The organism is Xenorhabdus sp. IM139775, from assembly GCF_028598745.1.
Taxonomy (GTDB): Bacteria; Pseudomonadota; Gammaproteobacteria; order Enterobacterales; family Enterobacteriaceae; genus Xenorhabdus.
Genome location: NZ_JAQRFK010000032.1, coordinates 1 through 20,349 on the forward strand (window position 1 = coordinate 1; position 20,349 = coordinate 20,349).

Sequence of the window (20,349 nt, forward strand, 5' to 3'; positions counted from 1 at the left end):
TGATCCCGGCAATAGTGCAAGGGTATTTAATCTTTCTATTTGTAGCCCCCTTGATATTCGCTTAGCGGCTCAAATTGTCGGGAAAATAAAAAAACAGACTTCTAATATTGAAGTTGTTATTAAAACCCAAATTAGTGATGATATTGAGAAGCAATTAAAATATCAGGAAGTAGAATTTGTTATCAGTTATCATTCATTAGATCGCCCTGATTTCCATAATTACCCGCTGTTTAATGATGAATTGGTTCTGGCCGTGTCTAAGCACCATCCCAGAATTAATCAGAGAATTACCCAGCAACAATTGCAGGAAGAAAGACATGCCATTGTTGCGTTAGATAATGCAGATTCATTGAGTAAATCTTACTATGAAGGTCATGAATTATTGCGTTCCGTTTCTTATCAGGGGACGGATTTAAATAGTGTTCTTAATATTGTTTCTCAAACGTATTTAGTTGCCATCGTGCCAAAATGGATGGTTGAACACTATTCCGAGCAGTTGAATATTTGTTCAGTCTCGCTGCCCAATGGCCGCATTACCCGTCCTTGCTATTTGATATGGCATGGTTCAACAGACCGGGATAAAGGCCACCAGTGGATGAAATCACTGCTAAGCCATCTTGGTGAACAAGAATAGCTCACGCTAAAGCAAGGCAGGGGGAGGCGATAGCAAAATAGGCTTCCCCCTTTCACTAGGAATAGGTAGACTGCGCGGAAATAGCTAACATCTGTAAGCTGAAAAGTAGGCAATACACTTACTGAAGACGCTAAATAAGATATTTTTATACAGGAATATATTGTGACAACAGATTCTCTGCACGCCTATCACTTGGTTAACCGCTTGCAACAGCAATTCAATGAACACCCGAAAAAAAAGGCATTTCGGCAGTGGTCATCCTCAGAACAGCTTGAAATGAACTGGCGGCAGGTTGAATGCACAACGAAAGCCATGGCAAAAGCATTACTGTCATTGGGTGTAGAAGTGCAGGGAAAAGTTGGCATTTTTGCGCAGAATTGTATGGCATGGTCATTGGCGGATTTAGCGATTCTTCAGCTTCGTGCGGTCACAGTGCCGCTATATGCGACGAATACCTGTGATCAGGCTGCATTTATCCTCAATGATGCAGGGGCGCAGGTGCTATTTGTCGGTGGGCAGGAGCAATATGATATTGCATTAGCGTTGATTGAACTGTGTCCCCAACTTGCCCATCTGATTGTGATGGATGAATCTGTGGATTTGAAAGGATGTCCACAGGCAGGGTATTTATCCACCTTCATTGATAATGACTATTCACACTATCAGGCTGAACTTGATAACCGCATTGCTGGTCAGGATCTCAATGACCTCTTCACGTTGATTTACACCTCAGGGACAACCGGAGAGCCAAAGGGCGTCATGTTGGATTACCGTAATATCGCCGCACAGCTTTATCTGCATGACCAGAGATTAACATTGACCAGCCAGGATGTATCGCTCTGCTTTCTGCCCCTGTCCCATATCTTTGAACGGGCGTGGAGCTATTATGTCATGCACACCGGTGCCCTGAATGTCTACTTAGCTGACACAAATCTTGTGCGTGCAGCGATGTCTGATGTACGTCCGACCGTGATGTGCTCTGTTCCCCGTTTTTATGAAAAAGTGCATAGTGCGATCTTGGAAAAAGTTTCCCGCGCGCCTTTTGGCCGTAGGATGATTTTTCAGTGGGCACTGAAACAGGGAGAAAACCATTGGTTGCGCCAGCAGAAAAATAAAAAAGGTTGCCCGTTCACGCGTTGTAGTTACCGATTGGCTGATAAATTGGTGCTGAATAAGCTGCGCAATCTTTTGGGAGGACGAGTGCGGTTTTTGCCAGTGGCGGGAGCACGCCTTGACGATGCCATTACCCGTTTTTTCCTGTCCATCGGCCTGAATATCAAATATGGATACGGCATGACAGAAACTTGTGCCACGGTTTCTTGCTGGGAAGAAAAAAATTATTTGTTGGGTTCCATTGGTACGCCATTGCCCGGTATTGATGTTCGCATCAGTGCGGAAGGGGAAATTCAGGTGCGTGGGCCGATTGTCATGAAAGGTTACTTCAATCGCCCGGAGGAAACTGTCCATGCTTTTACGGAGGATGGTTGGTTACGGACAGGCGATGCCGGAGGGCTGGACGATGACGGTCATCTGTTTATCACTGAGCGCCTGAAAGATTTGATGAAAACGTCAACAGGTAAATATATTGCGCCACAAATGATTGAAGGGATGTTAGGGCAGGATCGTTTTATTGAACATGTTGCCGTTATTGCCGATGCCCGCCAATTTGTTTCTGCACTGATTGTTCCCCGCTATGAAGCGCTGGAGGAATATGCGAAATCGATTAATCTTCATTATTGCGATCGCCTTGAACTGCTGCGCAATCATCAGGTTATCGGGCTATTTGAACGGCGCTTAAATGAAATACAGAAAAATATCGTTAAATTCCATCAAGTCAAACGATTTATCCTGTTACCGGAAGCCTTCTCAATGGAAAAAGGCGAATTAACGCCGACATTGAAATTGCGCCGTAAGGTTATTTCCCAGCATTATCAGCGTGAAATTGAATCTATGTATCGGGATTGAAACCGGCAAATATTCGGCTCTTTATTCAACAAATGTTTTCAGCATGTAAATTGATGTTTGCTAACGTTAGTATCTAACGTTATGTTAGTTAACTCGGTGTTATCGAATAGCACGTTATTAAATAGCGCGTTTTCGAAAGAGTGTTAAACGCAATTCACTCTATATCAATAATAAATGGAATAAGTCAGGTCACTTTTTCCGTGACCTGATGAAATTTCGACGATTAACTTGCAAACAATGCCTGGAGGCAAACTCGATGGAGATGTTGTCAGGAGCCGAAATGGTTATCAGATCGCTAATCGATCAGGGTGTTGAACACGTGTTCGGTTATCCGGGTGGGGCGGTATTGGATATCTATGATGCCCTGCATACGGTTGGCGGCGTCGAACATATTTTGGTGCGCCATGAACAGGGGGCCGTTCATATGGCGGATGGATATGCGCGGTGTACGGGAAAAGTCGGGGTTGTTTTAGTGACCTCTGGGCCGGGGGCAACGAATGCCATCACGGGAATTGCAACGGCATACATGGATTCCATCCCGCTGGTCGTATTATCTGGTCAGGTTGCCAGTTCCCTGATAGGTAATGATGCTTTTCAGGAGTGCGATATGGTGGGCATTTCCCGTCCCATTGTGAAGCACAGTTTTCTGGTGAAAAAAGCCGAAGATATCCCAAAAACCATTAAAAAAGCGTTTTACTTGGCTGCAAGTGGTCGGCCAGGGCCTGTCGTTATCGATTTTCCCAAGGATACGGTCAATCCGGCATTGAAATTCCCGTATGTGTACCCCGAAAAAGTTAACATGCGTTCTTACAACCCAACTGTTCAGGGGCATAAGGGACAAATTAAGCGTGCATTAAAGACCTTGGTGAGCGCGAAAAAGCCCGTGATTTATGTCGGGGGTGGCGCCATCAATTCAGCATGTGCAACAGAGTTGTTGAAGCTGGCTGAACATTTACACATTCCGGTCGTCAGTTCATTGATGGGATTGGGCGCATTTCCGGCCACTCATCGCCAAAGTTTGGGAATGTTGGGGATGCACGGCACGTTTGAAGCGAATAAAGCCATGCATCATTCCGATGTCATTTTTGCCGTCGGTGTGCGTTTTGACGATCGAACCACCAATAATCTGGAAAAATATTGCCCGGAAGCGACCGTACTCCATATTGATATTGATCCCACTTCGATTTCGAAAACGGTGACGGCGGATATCCCGATTGTCGGCGATGCCAAACTGGTACTGGGTCAAATGCTGGCATTGCTGGATTCCACGGAAGATACCCAAGATCCTGATGCCCTGAAAGATTGGTGGCTTTCTATTGAACAGTGGCGCAGCCGCAAGTGCCTTGATTACGATCACACGACCGCAAAGATCAAGCCACAGGCTGTCATCGAAACCCTTTATCGTTTGACCAAGGGCGAGGCCTATCTGGCGTCAGATGTGGGTCAGCATCAGATGTTTGCCGCTCTGCATTATCCCTTTGATAAACCAAGGCATTGGATCAATTCCGGTGGATTAGGGACGATGGGGTTTGGTTTGCCTGCCGCGCTTGGCGTGAAGCTGGCAAAACCTGAAGCCACCGTGGTCTGCGTGACAGGGGATGGCAGTATCCAGATGAATATTCAAGAATTATCCACGGCCTTGCAATATGGTCTGCCAGTTCTGGTACTGAATCTGAATAACCGTTTCTTAGGGATGGTGAAACAGTGGCAGGATATGCTGTATGCGGGGCGTCATTCTCAATCCTATATGGAATCCCTGCCTGATTTCGTCAAATTGGCGGAGTCTTATGGCCATATTGGCATCTCCATCCAAACTTACGCTGAATTGGAGACGAAACTGGCTCAGGCACTGCATGAAGTCAACGAAAATCAACGTTTGGTTTTCGTCGATGTTATCGTTGATGAAACTGAACATGTTTATCCAATGCAGATCCGTGGTGGGGCAATGGATGAAATGTGGTTAAGCAAAACAGAGAGGACCTGATCATGCGCCGGATTTTGTCTGTATTACTTGAAAACGAATCGGGAGCATTATCCCGCGTGGTGGGTTTATTCGCTCAACGGGGTTATAACATCGAAAGTTTGACCGTCGCACCGACTGAAGATCCCACCTTGTCACGCATGACCATTCAAACCAAAGGTGATGCCAAGGTATTAGAGCAAATTGAAAAGCAATTGCATAAGTTGGTGGATGTGTTGCGGGTCAACGAGTTAACGGCCGGGCCTCATGTTGAGCGTGAAATCATGTTGGTTAAATTACAGGCCAGCGGGTATGGCAGGGAAGAGATTAAGCGCAGCACCGATATTTTTCGTGGTCAGATCGTGGATGTGACCTCAACACTCTATACTGTCCAATTAGTGGGAACAAGCGAGAAACTGGACGCTTTCCTTGATGCTGTCCGGGATGTGGCGGAGATTGTGGAAGTCGCACGATCAGGCGTCGTGGGTGTCTCCCGTGGAGATAAAATTATGCGATGAAAAATCGCAATCTGCGGGTTAAAATACAGATATTTATTCAGCCCTACTGTAAAGTAGGGCTTTTTCATATTCATAATCTTACTGAGGGGTTAATGTGAAACTGGATGAGATCGCCCGCTTAGCAGGTGTTTCACGTACTACGGCCAGTTATGTCATCAATGGTAAAGCCAAGCAGTATCGGGTCAGCGATAAAACAGTAGAAAAAGTGATGGCAGTGGTCAGAGAGCATAATTACCATCCTAATGCTGTTGCTGCCGGCCTGCGGGCGGGGAGAACCCGTTCGATTGGTTTAGTCATACCCGACTTGGAAAATACCAGCTACACACGTATTGCCAATTACCTTGAACGTCAGGCCCGGCAGCGTGGCTACCAGTTATTGATCGCCTGCTCTGAAGATCAGCCTGATAATGAAATGCGCTGTGTGGAACATCTTTTGCAACGTCAGGTTGACGCTATCATTGTTTCCACCGCCTTGCCGCCTGAGCATCCTTTCTATCAGCGTTGGGCCAGTCGTTCATTACCCATCATCGCACTTGACCGGGCGCTGGACAGCGAACACTTTATCAGCGTGGTTGGGGATGATCTCGAAGATGCGAAGATGCTGGCGCAGGAGTTGCGGCAATTCCCGGCGGAATCTGTCCTTTATCTGGGCGCATTGCCTGAATTGTCGGTCAGTTTCTTGCGTGAACAGGGTTTCCGCGAAGCGTGGGAAGCTGAACCACGGGAAGTCAACTACCTGTATGCCAATAGCTATGAGCGTGAAGCTGCGGCTGAAGTATTTGCATCATGGCTGGAAAATAACCCGGTTCCCCAAGCGTTGTATAGTACTTCATTTGCCCTACTTCAGGGGGTGATGGATACGCTTCTCAAGCACAGTGGCCGCTTACCAAGTCAATTGGTGATTGCCACATTTGGCGATCATGAGCTGCTTGATTTCCTTGAATGCCCGGTATTGTCTGTGGCACAACGCCATCGTGATGTTGCTGAACGCGTTCTTGAGCTGGTATTAGCCAGTTTGGATGAAAAGCAGCGCCCAACCCCCGGAATAACCAAAATACGTCGTCATCTATGCCGTCGCGGCAAGTTGAGCCGAAGAGATTAATTGAGCACCCTCATGAAAGATGAGGGTGCTGTTTGCCTGTTGAAAACGATCAAAATAGGCTGGTTGAGGTCACTTTAAGACTATTCTGACTAAAATTCATGCTAAATCGCTTTTTATGACCGTTAAAATCGATAAGGTGATATTTAAATTCACAAGATGAATAATTTCCGAATGAAATGTTATTGTTTGTGTACGTTATTTGTTATTTGAGAATAATTATCTTACTTGATTGATATGTAATCATTTTATATTTCTGGGTAAATGATGAATTTCATCATGTTATTATTTTTTATACTATTATAACTTAAATATATTGTTATTATTGATAGGTCGGCAGCGGTTAACAATTGGATAACAATGAGATATGAGTTACATAAATTAATTTAAGTGGTAATTATTTGCGTTAAATTACACTCCCAATCAGGCTCTCTACAGATTTATTAAATTATTTAAAATTATCATAGTGTTATCTATTATTAATAGAGCCAAAACTGAAAAATCCTTCTTTTTCTCTTCCCAATCTTTCTGTAAATCTAGCTAAAGCGCACAGGCTCTGGCTTGACAAGGTTTTCATACCATCCGTAAACTCTTAATTGTGGTGATTTGTGGGATAATGTGGAGATTTGGGCCATCAAGGGGTAACCTGAGTATGTTTCGTGGAGCAACGCTGGTTAATCTCGATAGTAAAGGGCGGCTCACTGTACCCGCCCGATATAGAGAAATGCTGAATGAAGAATCAACAGGCCAAATGGTTTGTACTATTGATCTCCATCAGCCGTGCTTGTTGCTTTATACATTACCCGAATGGGAAATCATCGAAGAAAAATTATCTCGCTTATCCAGCATGAATCCAGCCGAGCGTCGCGTTCAACGTTTGTTATTGGGACACGCCAGTGAATGTCAAATGGACAATGCAGGACGTCTTTTATTAGCCAGCACACTGCGTCAGCACGCAGGGCTAACAAAAGAAGTCATGCTGGTTGGGCAATTTAATAAATTTGAATTGTGGGATGAGCAAGTTTGGTATCAACAGGTACAAAATGATATTGCGGTTGAACAATCCACACAAGAACCTCTATCAGCAAGGCTACAGGACTTATCATTATAAACATGGCAAATCGTCATTTTGAACATACCAGTGTATTACTGGATGAAGCTGTCAATGGATTGAATATTCAGGAAGATGGAATTTATATCGATGGAACATTTGGGCGAGGGGGGCATTCCCGCCTGATTTTGTCGCAATTAGGACCCGATGGACGTCTGCTGGCGATCGATCGTGATCCACAAGCCATTGAAGCGTCAAAGGCCATTACTGACAAGCGTTTTTCTATTACGCATGGGCCATTTTCTGAATTGGCAACTTATGTGGAAGACGCCGGTCTGGTTGGGAAAATTAATGGCGTATTGCTGGATTTAGGGGTTTCTTCCCCACAACTGGATGATCCTGAACGTGGTTTTTCATTTATGCGTGATGGGCCATTGGATATGCGTATGGATCCGACGCGTGGGCAATCCGCCGCCGCGTGGTTGATGAAAGCGGAAGCAGATGACATCGCATGGGTGTTGAAAACGTTTGGTGAAGAACGTTTTGCCAAACGCATTGCAAGAGCCATCGTGGCCCGCAATCAGGAACAACCCATTACGCGTACCCGAGAACTGGCTGAGTTAATTGCTCAGGCAAGCCCGGTGAAGGAAAGGCATAAACATCCGGCAACACGCAGCTTTCAGGCTATCAGGATTTACATTAACAGTGAACTGGAAGAGATAGAACGCGCATTAGAGGGTGCACTGCACGTTCTGGCACCACAAGGACGATTATCTGTCATCAGTTTCCACTCGTTGGAAGATCGCATAGTGAAACGCTTTATCCGACAACACAGTCAGGGGCCACAGGTTCCAGCCGGTTTGCCTCTCACGGAAGCGCAGTTAAAAATGCTGGGGGGAAGAAGTCTGAAATCCATTGGCAAAATGAAACCCCCAGAGGGTGAAGTCGCCACAAACCCAAGGGCGCGAAGCTCAGTTTTGCGGTTTGCTGAAAAGGCGGGTGAATAATGGCGGGTGAACGTCATGGGTTAGTTGGGGTGATTGGCCGGGATTTAATTCGCAATGCCAAACTCCCACTGATTTTACTGGTGGCAGTTGTTGTTTCAGCCATCAGTGTTGTGACGGTCACGCACCAAACCCGCTTATTGATTGTGGAAAAAGAGCATCAAGTGATCCAGCTTGATGCTCTGGATATTGAGTGGCGTAACCTGCTCCTTGAAGAGAATGCTCTGGGTGATCACAGTCGGGTTGAACGTATTGCGACTGAAAAATTGCAGATGCAACACGTTGATCCAGGTAAAGAAAATATTGTGATAACGCAATGAGTCCAGTTGACAACTAAAAGGTAAGCGATGAAAGCTGCACGCTCTTTAAAGTTGAAAAAGCAAGAAGATAAAGCAAGTTTTGTAAGCTGGCGTTTTGCCTTGCTGTGTGGAGGCATTGGCTTTGCTTTAATCGGGCTTTTGATTCGTGTTGCCTATTTGCAGATCATCAATCCTGATCGTTTGATAAAAGAAGGTGACTCGCGTTCCCTGCGCGTCCAATCTATTCCGACTGCCCGTGGCATGATTAATGACCGCAATGGGCGTCCATTAGCAGTGAGTGTGCCGGTTGATGCGGTCTGGGCTGATCCCAAAGAAGTGTTTGAAAAGGGCGGCATTACCGATGACACCCGTTGGCAGGCGTTGGCTGATGCGCTTTCCATCCCGCGTGAGCAATTAACCAGCAAAATCAGCGAATATCCCAAGGGGCGCTTCATTTACCTTGCCCGTCAAGTCAATACTTCCATCGGCGATTATGTCAAAAAATTGAAACTACCCGGTATCTACTTGCGTCAGGAATCCCGCCGTTATTATCCGGCCGGGCAGGTGACAGCGCATATTATTGGGGTCACTAACATTGATGGTGCCGGTATTGAAGGGGTTGAAAAGAGTTTTGATAACTGGCTGACGGGTAAACCGGGAAGCCGGACTGTTCGTAAAGATCGTAAGGGGAATGTCATTGAGGATATTGCCTCTACAGATAGCATGGCCGCTCATGATTTGACCCTCAGCATAGACGAGCGCCTCCAGACTTTGGTGTATCGCGAATTGGCGAAAGCGGTTGCACTGAACAAAGCCGAATCAGGCTCAGCCGTATTGGTTGACGTCAATACCGGCGAAGTGTTGGCGATGGCAAACAGCCCATCTTACAACCCGAATAATTTGGCCGGAACACCGAAAGATGCGATGCGTAACCGTGCCATTACCGATATTTTTGAACCCGGCTCCACGGTAAAACCGCTCGTGGTGATGAGTGCACTGAATAGTGGCATTGTCAAAGAAAATACGGTGTTGGATACCCGGCCATACCGGTTAACGTATGGTTCGCGGGGGCATGAAATCAAAGACGTTGCCCCGCGCCCCGAGTTGACCATCACCGGAATATTACAGAAGTCGAGTAACGTTGGTGTGTCCAAGCTGGCGTTAGCGATGCCTGCCTCAGAGGTGGTAGATGTCTATTCACGCTTTGGGATGGGAAAACCGACCAATTTGGGGCTGGTCGGAGAAAGTAGTGGCTTATTTCCAACAAATAAACAGCGGTGGTCAGATCTCGATAGGGCCACCTTTTCTTTCGGCTACGGGCTGATGGTAACACCGTTACAGTTAGCGCGGGTCTATGCAACGATAGGCAGTCTCGGCGTTTATCGCCCACTGTCCATTACCAAGGTCGATCCTCCCGTACCGGGCACCCGGGTATTTCCTGAAACGGTTATGCGGACAGTGGTGCACATGATGGAGAGTGTGGCATTACCGGGAGGAGGGGGTGTACGGGCTGCGATAAAAGGTTATCGCATTGCCATCAAAACGGGAACGGCAAAAAAAGTCGGGCCGGATGGCAAATACGTCAAGCGGTATATTTCTTATACCGCAGGGGTTGCACCTGCAAGTCATCCACGGTTTTCACTGGTTGTGATCGTTGATGATCCACAAGCAGGTAAATACTACGGCGGTGCCGTTTCTGCGCCTGTTTTTGGCGCAATCATGAGTACTGTGCTGCGTACCATGAATGTGGAACCCGATGCACTGCCTGTCGGTGATAAAAACGAATTTGTGATTAATAACTAACTTTGTGATTCATAACTAAAGAGGATAAAAGTGGCAGATCGTAATTTACGCGATTTATTGGCTCCTTGGGGTGTTGACACGCCGGAGCTTGCGCTGCGCGAAATGACATTGGATAGCCGTAAGGCGGCTGCCGGGGATCTGTTTGTTGCGGTTCAGGGGCACCAGACAGACGGTCGAAAATATATTCCTCAAGCCATCGCCCAAGGTGTCGCTGCGGTGATTGCCGAAGCGAAGGGAAAAGCGGATAACGGCACGATGCAGAAAATGCACGGCGTGCCTGTTATCTATCTGAACGATTTAAATCATAAATTATCAACGCTGGCCGGCGAGTTTTACCAACATCCTGGCAATAAATTGAAATTGGTCGGGGTGACCGGCACCAACGGGAAAACAACCACCACACAATTGTTGGCGCAATGGAGCCAAGGGCTGGGTGAAACCAGTGCTGTGATGGGAACGGTGGGAAATGGTTTGCTGGGCATGGTCGTCCCCAGCGAAAACACCACTGGCTCTGCGGTTGATATTCAGCTTGACTTACAGCAGCTTACTCGTCAAAACGCCACTTTTGCCGCGATGGAAGTCTCTTCGCATGGTCTGGTTCAGGGAAGGGTGGCGGCCTTGCCATTTCAAGCCGCTGTTTTTACCAATTTAAGCCGTGATCACCTTGATTATCATGGTGATATGGAAAATTACCAAGAGGCCAAATGGCAACTGTTCAGCAGCCATCATGTAAAACATAAAATCATTAATGCGGATGATGCGGTCGGGCAACAGTGGTTGTCCCGCCTGCCGGACGCCATTGCGGTTTCGATGGAAAATAACTTGCCGGAAAATTGGCAGGGGCGTTGGTTATCGGCCAGTGAAATTCATTATCATGACAAAGGGGCTTCCATTGCATTTACCTCCAGTTGGGGGAACGGAACGCTCAATAGCCCTCTGATGGGGGCGTTTAATGTCAGCAACTTACTACTGACGCTTGCCACTTTGTTATCTCTGGAATATCCGCTGGAAAAATTGCTGTTGACGGCTTCTTGCCTGGAACCTGTTTGTGGGCGCATGGAAGTCTTTTCCGCGGCGGGACGCCCAACGGTGGTGGTTGATTATGCCCATACACCGGATGCGCTGGAAAAAGCCTTGTCTGCCGCCCGCCTGCACTGTAAGGGGAAACTCTGGTGTGTCTTTGGCTGTGGTGGTGATCGTGATAAAGGCAAACGTCCATTAATGGGCGGCGTGGCAGAGCAGGGCGCTGATCGTGTGATTGTGACTGATGATAATCCCCGCAGTGAAGAGCCTCAGGCCATTGTGGCTGATATCCTGCAAGGGTTCATCGATCCGGGGCAGGCGCTGGCGATCCATGGTCGTGCAGAAGCGGTCACCAGCGCCATTATGCAGGCAAGGGAAGACGATGTTGTGCTGGTGGCCGGCAAAGGCCATGAAGATTACCAACTGGTTGGCCATCGTCGTCTGGACTATTCCGATCGTCTGACCGTTGCGTGCTTGCTGGGGGTGATTGCATGATCCCGCTGACATTACAGCAATTAGCACAGTTGACGGATGGCGTGTTATATCGCGTGACCCAACAGCAGGCTGACACGCTGCAAATTAATGCCGTGGAGACGGATAGCCGTAAGATTGGGCGTGGCAGCTTGTTCATTGCCTTAAATGGGGACAAATTTGACGCGCATGATTTCGCCGCTGATGTCGCACAACAGGGTGCCGGTGCTTTATTGGTCAGTCGCCGCCTGAATATTGATTGCCCTCAGGTCGTGGTCGAAAACACGCGTCTGGCGATGGGAAAACTGGCGGGTTGGGTTCGCCAGCAAAGCAAGGCACGCATTGTGGCTTTAACCGGCTCGTCGGGCAAAACCTCCGTCAAAGAGATGACGGCGGCGATCCTGCGTCAGTGCGGCACTACCCTTTATACTGCGGGCAACTTCAATAATGACATCGGGGTGCCGTTGACACTGTTCAGGCTGACTGATGAGCATCAGTTTGCCGTAATTGAGCTGGGTGCCAACCATATCGGCGAAATTGCTTATACCACGGCCATGACGCGTCCTGAAAGTGCACTGGTCAATAACCTCTTTTCTGCCCATCTGGAAGGATTTGGCTCGTTGGCAGGAGTGGCAAAGGCAAAAGGTGAGATTTTTGCCGGCCTTGCCCCGACCGGAACGGCCATTATCAATCTGGATAGCCATGATTGGGATCATTGGCAGCACAGCATGAGTGATCAGCAAACGGTATGGCGTTTTTCCGCTTCATCAACGGCGGGGGCGGATTTTTACGCAACCGATATTTCAGAACAACCGCTGGCAACCCATTTTTGCCTTCATAGCCCGATTGGGCGTGTTGAACTGACATTGCCATTGCCGGGGAAACACAATATGGCTAATGCGTTGGCCGCCAGTGCACTTGCAATGTCTGTCGGCGCCTCGCTGGAAGATATTCGTACTGGGTTATCGGCGTTGAAATCCGTTGCGGGGCGTCTATTTCCTATCCCTCTGACGGAGGGAAAAGTGATATTGGATGACACTTATAATGCCAATCCCGGCTCCATGATTGCGGCGGCGAATGTGCTGGCGCAGATGCCCGGTTATCGCGTCATGGTGGTGGGTGATATGGGCGAATTGGGCGCGCAGGCGATAGCGTGTCACCGAGAAGTGGGCGAAGCCGTGGCATCCACCAATATAAATAAAGTACTCAGCGTTGGGGCCTTGAGTACCCATATTAGTGACGCGAGTGGTCGGGGGCAGCATTTTGCGGACAAGGCTGAATTAGTTGCAGCGCTGCTTCCTTTACTGGAACAACACGAAATGATTTCCATATTAATTAAAGGTTCACGTAGTGCCGCAATGGAAGAGGTCGTGAACATATTGAAGGAGAACTTCCAATGTTAGTTTGGCTGGCCGAATATCTGGTTAAGTATCACACCGGTTTTAACGTCTTTTCCTATTTGACGTTCAGAGCCATTGTCGGCTTGTTGACTGCATTATTCATCGCGTTATGGATGGGGCCAACGTTGATCGCTTACCTGCAAAAATTGCAGATAGGTCAAGTCGTTCGCGACAACGGCCCTGAGTCCCATTTCAGCAAGCGTGGGACACCAACGATGGGTGGATTGCTGATTTTGTTCTCCATCACGATCTCGGTGTTGTTGTGGGCGCGTCTGGATAACCCCTATGTCTGGTGTGTGCTGGCTGTTTTGGTGGGCTACGGCATTGTGGGGTTTGTGGATGATTACCGCAAAGTGGTTCGCAAAGATACCAAGGGGCTTATTGCCCGCTGGAAATATTTCTGGCAGTCGGTCATTGCGCTGGGCGTGGCCTTTGCGCTGTACAGCATCGGCAAAGATACACCTGCAACCCAATTAGTCGTGCCGTTTTTTAAAGAGGTCATGCCGCAACTGGGCTTGCTTTATATTCTGCTGACTTATTTTGTGATTGTAGGAACCAGTAACGCGGTGAACCTGACGGATGGGCTGGATGGCCTTGCCATCATGCCAACTGTCCTTGTTGCCGCAGGCTTTGCTTTGGTGGCATGGGCAACAGGTAACGTGAATTTTGCTAACTACCTGCATATCCCCTATTTGAGCCATGCGGGTGAGCTGGTGATTGTCTGTACGGCGATTGTCGGCGCAGGACTGGGTTTCCTGTGGTTTAACACCTACCCGGCGCAGGTGTTTATGGGGGATGTGGGTTCATTGGCACTGGGTGGGGCATTGGGCACCATTGCCGTATTGCTGCGTCAGGAGTTCTTATTGGTCATCATGGGGGGCGTTTTCGTGGTGGAAACATTGTCTGTCATTTTGCAGGTAGGTTCATTCAAACTGCGTGGACAGCGAATTTTCCGTATGGCACCGATTCACCATCATTACGAATTGAAAGGTTGGCCAGAGCCACGCGTTATCGTGCGCTTTTGGATTATCTCCTTGATGCTGGTGTTGATTGGTCTGGCAACGCTGAAGGTACGTTAATCATGGCTGAACGACTTATGACCGAATACGGGAACAAAAAAGTCGTCATCGTTGGGTTAGGGCTGACAGGTCTGTCCTGCGTTGACTTTTTTATGGCACGTGGCGTGACGCCCCGTGTCATGGATACCCGTGCGATAGATCCCCGCATAGTGCGACCGGGCAGCGATAAGCTGCCTGATAGCGTCGAGTGTCACACAGGGAGCCTGAATAAACCGTGGTTGATGGATGCCGATTTAATCGTTGTCAGCCCGGGCATTGCACTGGCAACGCCTGAATTGCAGGCCGCGGCTGACGCTGGGATTGAAATTATCGGCGATATTGAACTGTTTTGCCGTGAAGCGATTGCGCCGATTGTGGCCATTACGGGTTCAAATGGTAAAAGCACCGTGACCACGCTGGTTGGGGAAATGGCGGAAGAAGCGGGCTGGCAGGTTGGCGTGGGGGGCAACATTGGTGTCCCTGCGCTGGCGTTGCTGAAACAGCCCTGTCAGCTTTATGTACTGGAATTGTCCAGTTTCCAACTTGAAACAACCTATAGTTTGCAGGCAGCGGCGGCGACGGTACTGAATGTAACCGAAGATCACATGGTTCGTTATCCGAAAGGATTGCCACAGTATCGTGCCGCGAAGTTGCGCATTTATGATCAGGCAAAAGTTTGCGTAGTCAATGAACAGGATGCTTTGACACTCCCAGAAACAGGCAAAGATAACCGTTGTGTCAGCTTTGGTGTCGATGGGGGGGATTATCAGCTTGATAGTGAACACCAACAACTGTTGGTTAATCAACATCCCGTGTTGGCAACCCATGAGATGCAACTGGCCGGGCTTCATAACTATACCAATGGATTAGCCGCGTTAGCACTGGCAGATGCGGTAGGTATCCCCCGGGCGGCCAGCCTTCAGGCTTTGCGAACCTGCGCCGGGCTGGAACACCGTTTTCAGGTCATTCACATGAGAAAAGGGGTTCGTTGGGTAAACGACTCCAAGGCAACGAATGTTGGCAGCACCCAAGCGGCACTCCGTGGATTAAAACTGGCAGGGACACTTTATCTTTTATTGGGGGGAGAAGGGAAAATGGCGGATTTCACCCCACTGAAATCCTCTATATCGGGGGATCATATCCGTCTTTACTGTTTTGGTCGTGATGGAAGGCAATTAGCACAATTGCGGCCTGATATTTCAACACTGACAGAAACAATGGAACAGGCGATGAAAGAAATTGCCCCCAAGCTGGTTTCTGGCGACATGGTATTACTGTCACCCGCTTGTGCGAGCTTCGATCAGTTCAACAGCTTTGAACATCGTGGTCATGAATTTGCGCGTTTGGCAGAGGAGTTAGGCTAATGACCATTCCAGGCCTTGGTAAATTTAAAACTTGGTTGGCGGGAAATGTGGACGTCGATGCCACAGATACCGTTATGTATGATCGTACCCTGGTCTGGATGATATTAGGGTTGTCTGTGATTGGCTTTATCATGGTAACGTCAGCATCAATGCCCGTTGGTCAGCGTCTTGCCCAAGATCCCTTTATCTTTGCCCGCCGTGATGCCATTTACTTGTCGCTGTGCTTTTTCTTATCCCTTATTACGCTGCGCATTCCGATGGACTTCTGGCTGCGTTATAGCAATGTGATGTTATTAGTGACCATCATGATGCTGGTTGTCGTGCTGTTTGTGGGGAGTTCAGTCAATGGGGCATCACGCTGGGTCGCGATTGGCCCATTGCGTATTCAACCGGCAGAATTGTCGAAACTTTCACTCTTTTGTTATCTCTCCAGCTATCTGGTCAGAAAAGTTGAGGAAGTAAGAAACAATTTCTGGGGCTTCGGCAAACCGATGGGGGTCATGATTGCATTAGCGATTTTATTGCTGGCGCAGCCCGATTTGGGAACCGTGATCGTGTTGTTTGTGACAACGTTGGCCTTGCTGTTTATGGCGGGTGCCAAATTGTGGCAATTCCTTGCCATTATTAGCTGCGGAATATTTGCCGTGTGCGTCCTGATTGTGGTTGAACCGTACCGTATGCGCAGGGTCACCTCGTTCCTCAATCCGTGGGAAGATCCTTTTGGCAGCGGTTATCAGTTAACCCAATCACTGATGGCATTTGGCCGTGGCAACTTCTTTGGGCAGGGGCTGGGGAATTCAGTCCAGAAACTCGAATATTTGCCGGAAGCCCATACTGACTTTATTTTCTCCATTCTGGCTGAGGAACTGGGGTATTTCGGTGTGGTTTTAGTGTTGGCAATGGTATTCTTCGTCGCTTTCCGCGCAATGATGATCGGCCGTCGGGCCTTGCAACTCAATCAACGGTTTTCTGGTTTTTTGGCTTGTGCAATCGGCATATGGTTCAGCTTTCAGGCATTCATCAACGTTGGCGCGGCGGCAGGTATGCTGCCAACGAAAGGATTAACATTACCGTTAGTCAGCTACGGTGGTTCAAGTTTGATTGTCATGTCAACGGCCATCGTCTTGTTATTGCGAATTGATTATGAAGTCCGTCTGGCAAAAGCACAGGCGTTTGTAAGGAGCCCTAAATGAGTGGCAAAAACCGGCGTTTAATGGTGATGGCAGGTGGTACGGGTGGTCATGTATTCCCCGGACTGGCCGTTGCCCACCATTTAAAAGAGCAGGGGTGGGAGATCCGCTGGCTGGGAACGGCGGATCGCATGGAAGCTGATTTAGTGCCGAAACATGGCATTGAGATTGAATTTATTCAGATTTCAGGCTTGCGGGGCAAGGGAATCAAAGCACTGCTTGCTGCCCCGATCAGAATTTTTAAGGCCATTTGTCAGGCAAAAGCGATTATGCGCCGCTATCAGCCAGATGTTGTGCTGGGAATGGGGGGGTATGTCTCCGGGCCGGGTGGAATAGCGGCCTGGTTGTGCGGTATTCCGGTTGTACTGCATGAGCAGAATGGCATTGCGGGGCTAACGAATCGTTGGTTAGCCAAAATTGCCAAAACGGTTTTACAGGCATTTCCGGGCGCATTCCCGACCGCACCGGTGGTCGGCAACCCCGTCAGGGAAGACGTATTGGCATTGCCGGAACCCATGCAGCGTCTGGCTGGGCGCGAAGGGCCGGTTCGGGTGCTTGTGGTTGGCGGTAGTCAGGGAGCAAGGGTTCTGAACCAAACGATGCCAGGGGTGGCGGCTCGCTTGGGCGATAAAATCACCTTATGGCATCAGGCAGGAAAGGGTGCCAGAGAAGAAACGCAGGAAAAATATGAAAATTCAGTCCAGTCTGAATTCAAAGTGACTGAATTTATTGATGATATGGCGCAGGCTTATGCGTGGGCAGATATTGTTGTTTGCCGTTCTGGTGCACTGACGGTCAGTGAAGTTTCCGCCGCAGGTTTACCGGCGATTTTTATTCCTTTCCAACATAAAGATCGGCAGCAATATTGGAACGCCTTGCCTTTGGAAAAAGCCGGTGCCGCAAAGATACTTGAACAACCCGAATTTACGGTTGATGCGGTCGTCGAGTTATTGACTCAGTGGCAACGTCCACAATTGCTGGAAATGGCAGAAAAAGCCCGCACAGTCGCCATTATCAATGCCACTGAGCGTGTCGCAGCGGCGTTGAATGATGTGGCAGAAAATTATTCAGGCCGTTCCGAGTAGAACGGTGATGTAAACATAACGAGTGAAGATTAAAACGTGAATACACAACAGTTGGCGAAATTAAGAGCTTCAGTGCCTGAAATGAGAAAAGTCAGGCATATCCACTTTGTTGGCATCGGGGGTGCTGGCATGGGTGGTATCGCCGAGGTGTTGGCTAATGAAGGTTATCAGATAAGTGGTTCTGATCTGGCACCCAATCCGGTCACACAACAACTGATCGCATTAGGGGCAACAATTTATTTCAATCATCGTCCAGAAAATGTGCGGGATGCCAGCGTCGTCGTAGCATCTACCGCTATTTCGGCGGAAAACCCAGAAATAGTGGCGGCGCGTGAAGCGCGAATTCCGGTCATCCGTCGTGCGGAAATGCTGGCAGAGCTGATGCGTTACCGCCACGGTATTGCGATTGCGGGAACGCATGGAAAAACCACGACGACGGCAATGATTACGGGCATTTATGCACAGGCGGGTCTTGATCCCACCTTTGTGAATGGTGGGTTGGTGAAAGCAGCGGGTACACATGCTCGTCTAGGCAGCAGCCGCTATTTGATCGCGGAAGCCGATGAAAGTGATGCTTCATTCTTGCATTTGCAGCCCATGATGGCGGTTGTCACCAATATTGAAGCTGACCACATGGATACCTATCAGGGTGATTTCGAAATCCTGAAACAGACATTCGTTAACTTCCTGCATAACCTGCCATTTTATGGGCGTGCTGTGATGTGTATTGACGATCCGGTCGTGAAAGAGCTGATTCCGCGGATTGGGCGTTATATCACGACCTATGGTTTCAGTGAGGAAGCCGACGTTCGCATTACCCATTATGAGCAAAAAGCGGCTCAGGGGTTTTTCACCATCAGCCGATCTGATTTGCCCGATCTGCATGTAGTACTTAATGCCCCCGGGCGCCACAATGCGCTGAATGCGGCGGCAGCCGTCGCAGTGGCGACAGAAGAAGGCATTGAGGATACTGCGATCCTTGCTTCGCTGGCAGAATTTCAGGGAACTGGGCGCCGCTTTGATTTTCTGGGAGATTTTCCTCTCAAACATATCAATGACAAAGAAGGTAGCGTGATGTTGGTCGATGATTATGGTCATCACCCAACAGAAGTTGATGCCACGATTAAAGCGGCACGAGCGGGTTGGGAGGATAAACGTATTGTCATGGTATTCCAGCCACACCGTTATACAAGAACTCGTGATTTATATGATGATTTTGCCAATGTCTTGAGTCAGGTAGACGTTCTATTAATGTTGGATGTGTATGCCGCAGGTGAAACGCCGATCCCGGGCGCGGACAGCCGTTCTTTATGCCGTACTATCCGCAGTCGTGGCAAGTTGGACCCGATTTTTGTATCAGACCCCGATCAAATTTCAGCCATCCTGTCACAGGTGATAGAAAACAATGACTTAATCTTGGTACAGGGTGCCGGTAATATCGGTAAAATAGCGCGCAATTTGGCTGAAACAAAATTACAGCCATCTTTTTATGAGGGAGAACATCATGGTTGATAAGGTTGCTGTTCTGTTGGGCGGAACGTCCGCTGAACGCGAAGTTTCATTGCAATCAGGGCAGGCAGTTGTGGCAGGGCTGAAGGAAGCGGGAATTAATGCTTGCCCAGTTGATACAAAAGACTTTGATGTGACTAAACTCAAAGAAGAAGGATTCAATAAAGTCTTTATCGCACTGCATGGTCGCGGTGGTGAGGATGGCACGTTGCAGGGGGTGCTGGAATTTTTGCAAATTCCTTATACCGGCAGCGGAGTGATGGCATCTGCCTTGTCAATGGATAAATTGCGCACAAAACAGCTATGGCAGGGGGCAAAACTGCCTGTTTCACCTTATGTCGTCATTAATGCTCAAAAATTTGAACAACTTAATGATTTTCAACTCAAAGAATATGTTCAAGAATTAGGCCTGCCATTAATGGTCAAACCGAATCTGGAAGGCTCCAGTGTTGGGATGAGCAAGGTGAATGAGTATGCCGAATTGCGTGGCGCATTGGCGCTGGCATTTAAACACGATACGGATGTGTTGGTTGAAAAATGGCTGTTTGGCCCCGAATATACTGTCGGTTTTTTGGGGGATGAAGCCCTGCCTTCTATCCGTATTCAGGTTCCGGACGTGTTTTATGATTACGATGCAAAATACATTTCCAACCAAACGCAATATTTTTGTCCAAGTGGCTTGAGTGCGGAAAAAGAGCAGGCGCTGTTAGATATCGCATCAAAGGCATATAAGGCGCTGGGATGTCGTGGTTGGGGGCGAGTCGATATCATGGATGATGGTCAGGGTAACTTCTACTTGTTGGAGGCTAACACCTCCCCCGGCATGACGAGCCATAGTCTTGTCCCCATTGCTGCGCGTCAGGCTGGGCTAAGTTTTTCTCAACTCGCCGCGAGAATTTTGGAGTTGGCTGGTTAA

Annotated in this window: 17 protein-coding genes; all 17 read left to right on the top strand. The window is 48.4% G+C overall.

The genetic code is table 11. The features are described from left to right. Nucleotides 1-634: transcriptional regulator LeuO (leuO, locus tag PSI17_RS08795; RefSeq protein WP_273551629.1), on the top strand; the 634-nt coding region annotated here is incomplete at its 5' end. Between the two features lie 162 nt (nt 635-796). Then, nucleotides 797-2,599, top strand: a complete 1,803-nt coding sequence (locus tag PSI17_RS08800) for an AMP-dependent synthetase/ligase (protein WP_273551630.1) — start codon at nt 797-799, stop codon at nt 2,597-2,599. A gap of 256 nt (nt 2,600-2,855) precedes the next feature. Further along, a complete protein-coding gene (gene ilvI, locus PSI17_RS08805) occupies nt 2,856-4,583 on the top strand; it encodes an acetolactate synthase 3 large subunit (protein ID WP_273551631.1) in 1,728 nt (575 codons plus the stop codon). Between the two features lie 2 nt (nt 4,584-4,585). Then, entirely contained in the window at nt 4,586-5,077 is a 492-nt protein-coding gene (ilvN, locus tag PSI17_RS08810; RefSeq protein ID WP_273551632.1) for an acetolactate synthase small subunit, read from the top strand. 94 nt (nt 5,078-5,171) lie between these two features. After that, a complete protein-coding gene (gene cra / locus PSI17_RS08815) occupies nt 5,172-6,179 on the top strand; it encodes a catabolite repressor/activator (RefSeq protein ID WP_273551633.1) in 1,008 nt (335 codons plus the stop codon). 649 nt (nt 6,180-6,828) lie between these two features. Next, nucleotides 6,829-7,287, top strand: a complete 459-nt coding sequence (gene mraZ / locus PSI17_RS08820) for a division/cell wall cluster transcriptional repressor MraZ (protein ID WP_273551634.1) — start codon at nt 6,829-6,831, stop codon at nt 7,285-7,287. A 2-nt stretch (nt 7,288-7,289) separates the two neighbouring features. Further along, nucleotides 7,290-8,234 (top strand): 16S rRNA (cytosine(1402)-N(4))-methyltransferase RsmH, encoded by a 945-nt coding sequence (gene rsmH, locus PSI17_RS08825; protein ID WP_273551635.1) that lies wholly within the window; start codon nt 7,290-7,292, stop codon nt 8,232-8,234. Beyond that, on the top strand, nt 8,231-8,551 hold the full coding sequence (ftsL, locus tag PSI17_RS08830; RefSeq protein WP_273551658.1) for a cell division protein FtsL: 321 nt from the start codon (nt 8,231-8,233) through the stop codon (nt 8,549-8,551). Before rsmH ends, ftsL begins: the two co-directional genes overlap by 4 nt. A 27-nt stretch (nt 8,552-8,578) precedes the next feature. Next, a complete protein-coding gene (locus tag PSI17_RS08835) occupies nt 8,579-10,333 on the top strand; it encodes a peptidoglycan glycosyltransferase FtsI (protein WP_273551636.1) in 1,755 nt (584 codons plus the stop codon). A 30-nt stretch (nt 10,334-10,363) separates the two neighbouring features. After that, on the top strand, nt 10,364-11,851 hold the full coding sequence (gene murE, locus PSI17_RS08840; RefSeq protein WP_273551637.1) for a UDP-N-acetylmuramoyl-L-alanyl-D-glutamate--2,6-diaminopimelate ligase: 1,488 nt from the start codon (nt 10,364-10,366) through the stop codon (nt 11,849-11,851). Beyond that, nucleotides 11,848-13,230 (top strand): UDP-N-acetylmuramoyl-tripeptide--D-alanyl-D-alanine ligase, encoded by a 1,383-nt coding sequence (gene murF, locus PSI17_RS08845; protein WP_273551638.1) that lies wholly within the window; start codon nt 11,848-11,850, stop codon nt 13,228-13,230. Before murE ends, murF begins: the two co-directional genes overlap by 4 nt. Next, complete coding sequence (gene mraY, locus PSI17_RS08850) at nt 13,224-14,306, top strand: phospho-N-acetylmuramoyl-pentapeptide-transferase (RefSeq protein ID WP_273551639.1); 1,083 nt, start codon at nt 13,224-13,226, stop codon at nt 14,304-14,306. Before murF ends, mraY begins: the two co-directional genes overlap by 7 nt. 17 nt (nt 14,307-14,323) lie before the next feature. Next, nucleotides 14,324-15,649 (top strand): UDP-N-acetylmuramoyl-L-alanine--D-glutamate ligase, encoded by a 1,326-nt coding sequence (gene murD / locus PSI17_RS08855; RefSeq protein ID WP_273551659.1) that lies wholly within the window; start codon nt 14,324-14,326, stop codon nt 15,647-15,649. After that, nucleotides 15,649-16,842, top strand: coding sequence for a cell division protein FtsW (ftsW, locus tag PSI17_RS08860; protein ID WP_273551640.1), 1,194 nt, complete (start codon nt 15,649-15,651; stop codon nt 16,840-16,842). Before murD ends, ftsW begins: the two co-directional genes overlap by 1 nt. Further along, nucleotides 16,839-17,924 carry an undecaprenyldiphospho-muramoylpentapeptide beta-N-acetylglucosaminyltransferase gene (gene murG, locus PSI17_RS08865; RefSeq protein WP_273551641.1) on the top strand — a complete coding sequence of 362 codons (1,086 nt, stop codon included), beginning with the start codon at nt 16,839-16,841 and terminating at the stop codon, nt 17,922-17,924. The genes ftsW and murG overlap by 4 nt, the downstream gene beginning before the upstream one ends. A 36-nt stretch (nt 17,925-17,960) precedes the next feature. Continuing rightward, nucleotides 17,961-19,436: a UDP-N-acetylmuramate--L-alanine ligase gene (murC, locus tag PSI17_RS08870; RefSeq protein ID WP_273551642.1), complete on the top strand. Its 1,476-nt coding sequence runs from the start codon at nt 17,961-17,963 to the stop codon at nt 19,434-19,436. Beyond that, the gene (locus tag PSI17_RS08875; protein WP_273551643.1) at nt 19,429-20,349 is read left to right on the top strand and encodes a D-alanine--D-alanine ligase; all 921 of its coding nucleotides are present in this window, start codon (nt 19,429-19,431) and stop codon (nt 20,347-20,349) included. Before murC ends, PSI17_RS08875 begins: the two co-directional genes overlap by 8 nt.

Bases quoted from the DNA above. Each gene is read 5' to 3' on its own strand.
- ilvN (WP_273551632.1), top strand. From the start codon at position 4,586: ATGCGCCGGATTTTGTCTGTATTACTTGAAAACGAATCGGGAGCATTA.
- PSI17_RS08835 (WP_273551636.1), top strand. From the start codon at position 8,579: ATGAAAGCTGCACGCTCTTTAAAGTTGAAAAAGCAAGAAGATAAAGCA.
- murF (WP_273551638.1), top strand. From the start codon at position 11,848: ATGATCCCGCTGACATTACAGCAATTAGCACAGTTGACGGATGGCGTG.
- murG (WP_273551641.1), top strand. From the start codon at position 16,839: ATGAGTGGCAAAAACCGGCGTTTAATGGTGATGGCAGGTGGTACGGGT.
- murD (WP_273551659.1), top strand. From the start codon at position 14,324: ATGACCGAATACGGGAACAAAAAAGTCGTCATCGTTGGGTTAGGGCTG.
- ftsW (WP_273551640.1), top strand. From the start codon at position 15,649: ATGACCATTCCAGGCCTTGGTAAATTTAAAACTTGGTTGGCGGGAAAT.
- rsmH (WP_273551635.1), top strand. From the start codon at position 7,290: ATGGCAAATCGTCATTTTGAACATACCAGTGTATTACTGGATGAAGCT.
- mraY (WP_273551639.1), top strand. From the start codon at position 13,224: ATGTTAGTTTGGCTGGCCGAATATCTGGTTAAGTATCACACCGGTTTT.
- PSI17_RS08875 (WP_273551643.1), top strand. From the start codon at position 19,429: ATGGTTGATAAGGTTGCTGTTCTGTTGGGCGGAACGTCCGCTGAACGC.
- mraZ (WP_273551634.1), top strand. From the start codon at position 6,829: ATGTTTCGTGGAGCAACGCTGGTTAATCTCGATAGTAAAGGGCGGCTC.
- ilvI (WP_273551631.1), top strand. From the start codon at position 2,856: ATGGAGATGTTGTCAGGAGCCGAAATGGTTATCAGATCGCTAATCGAT.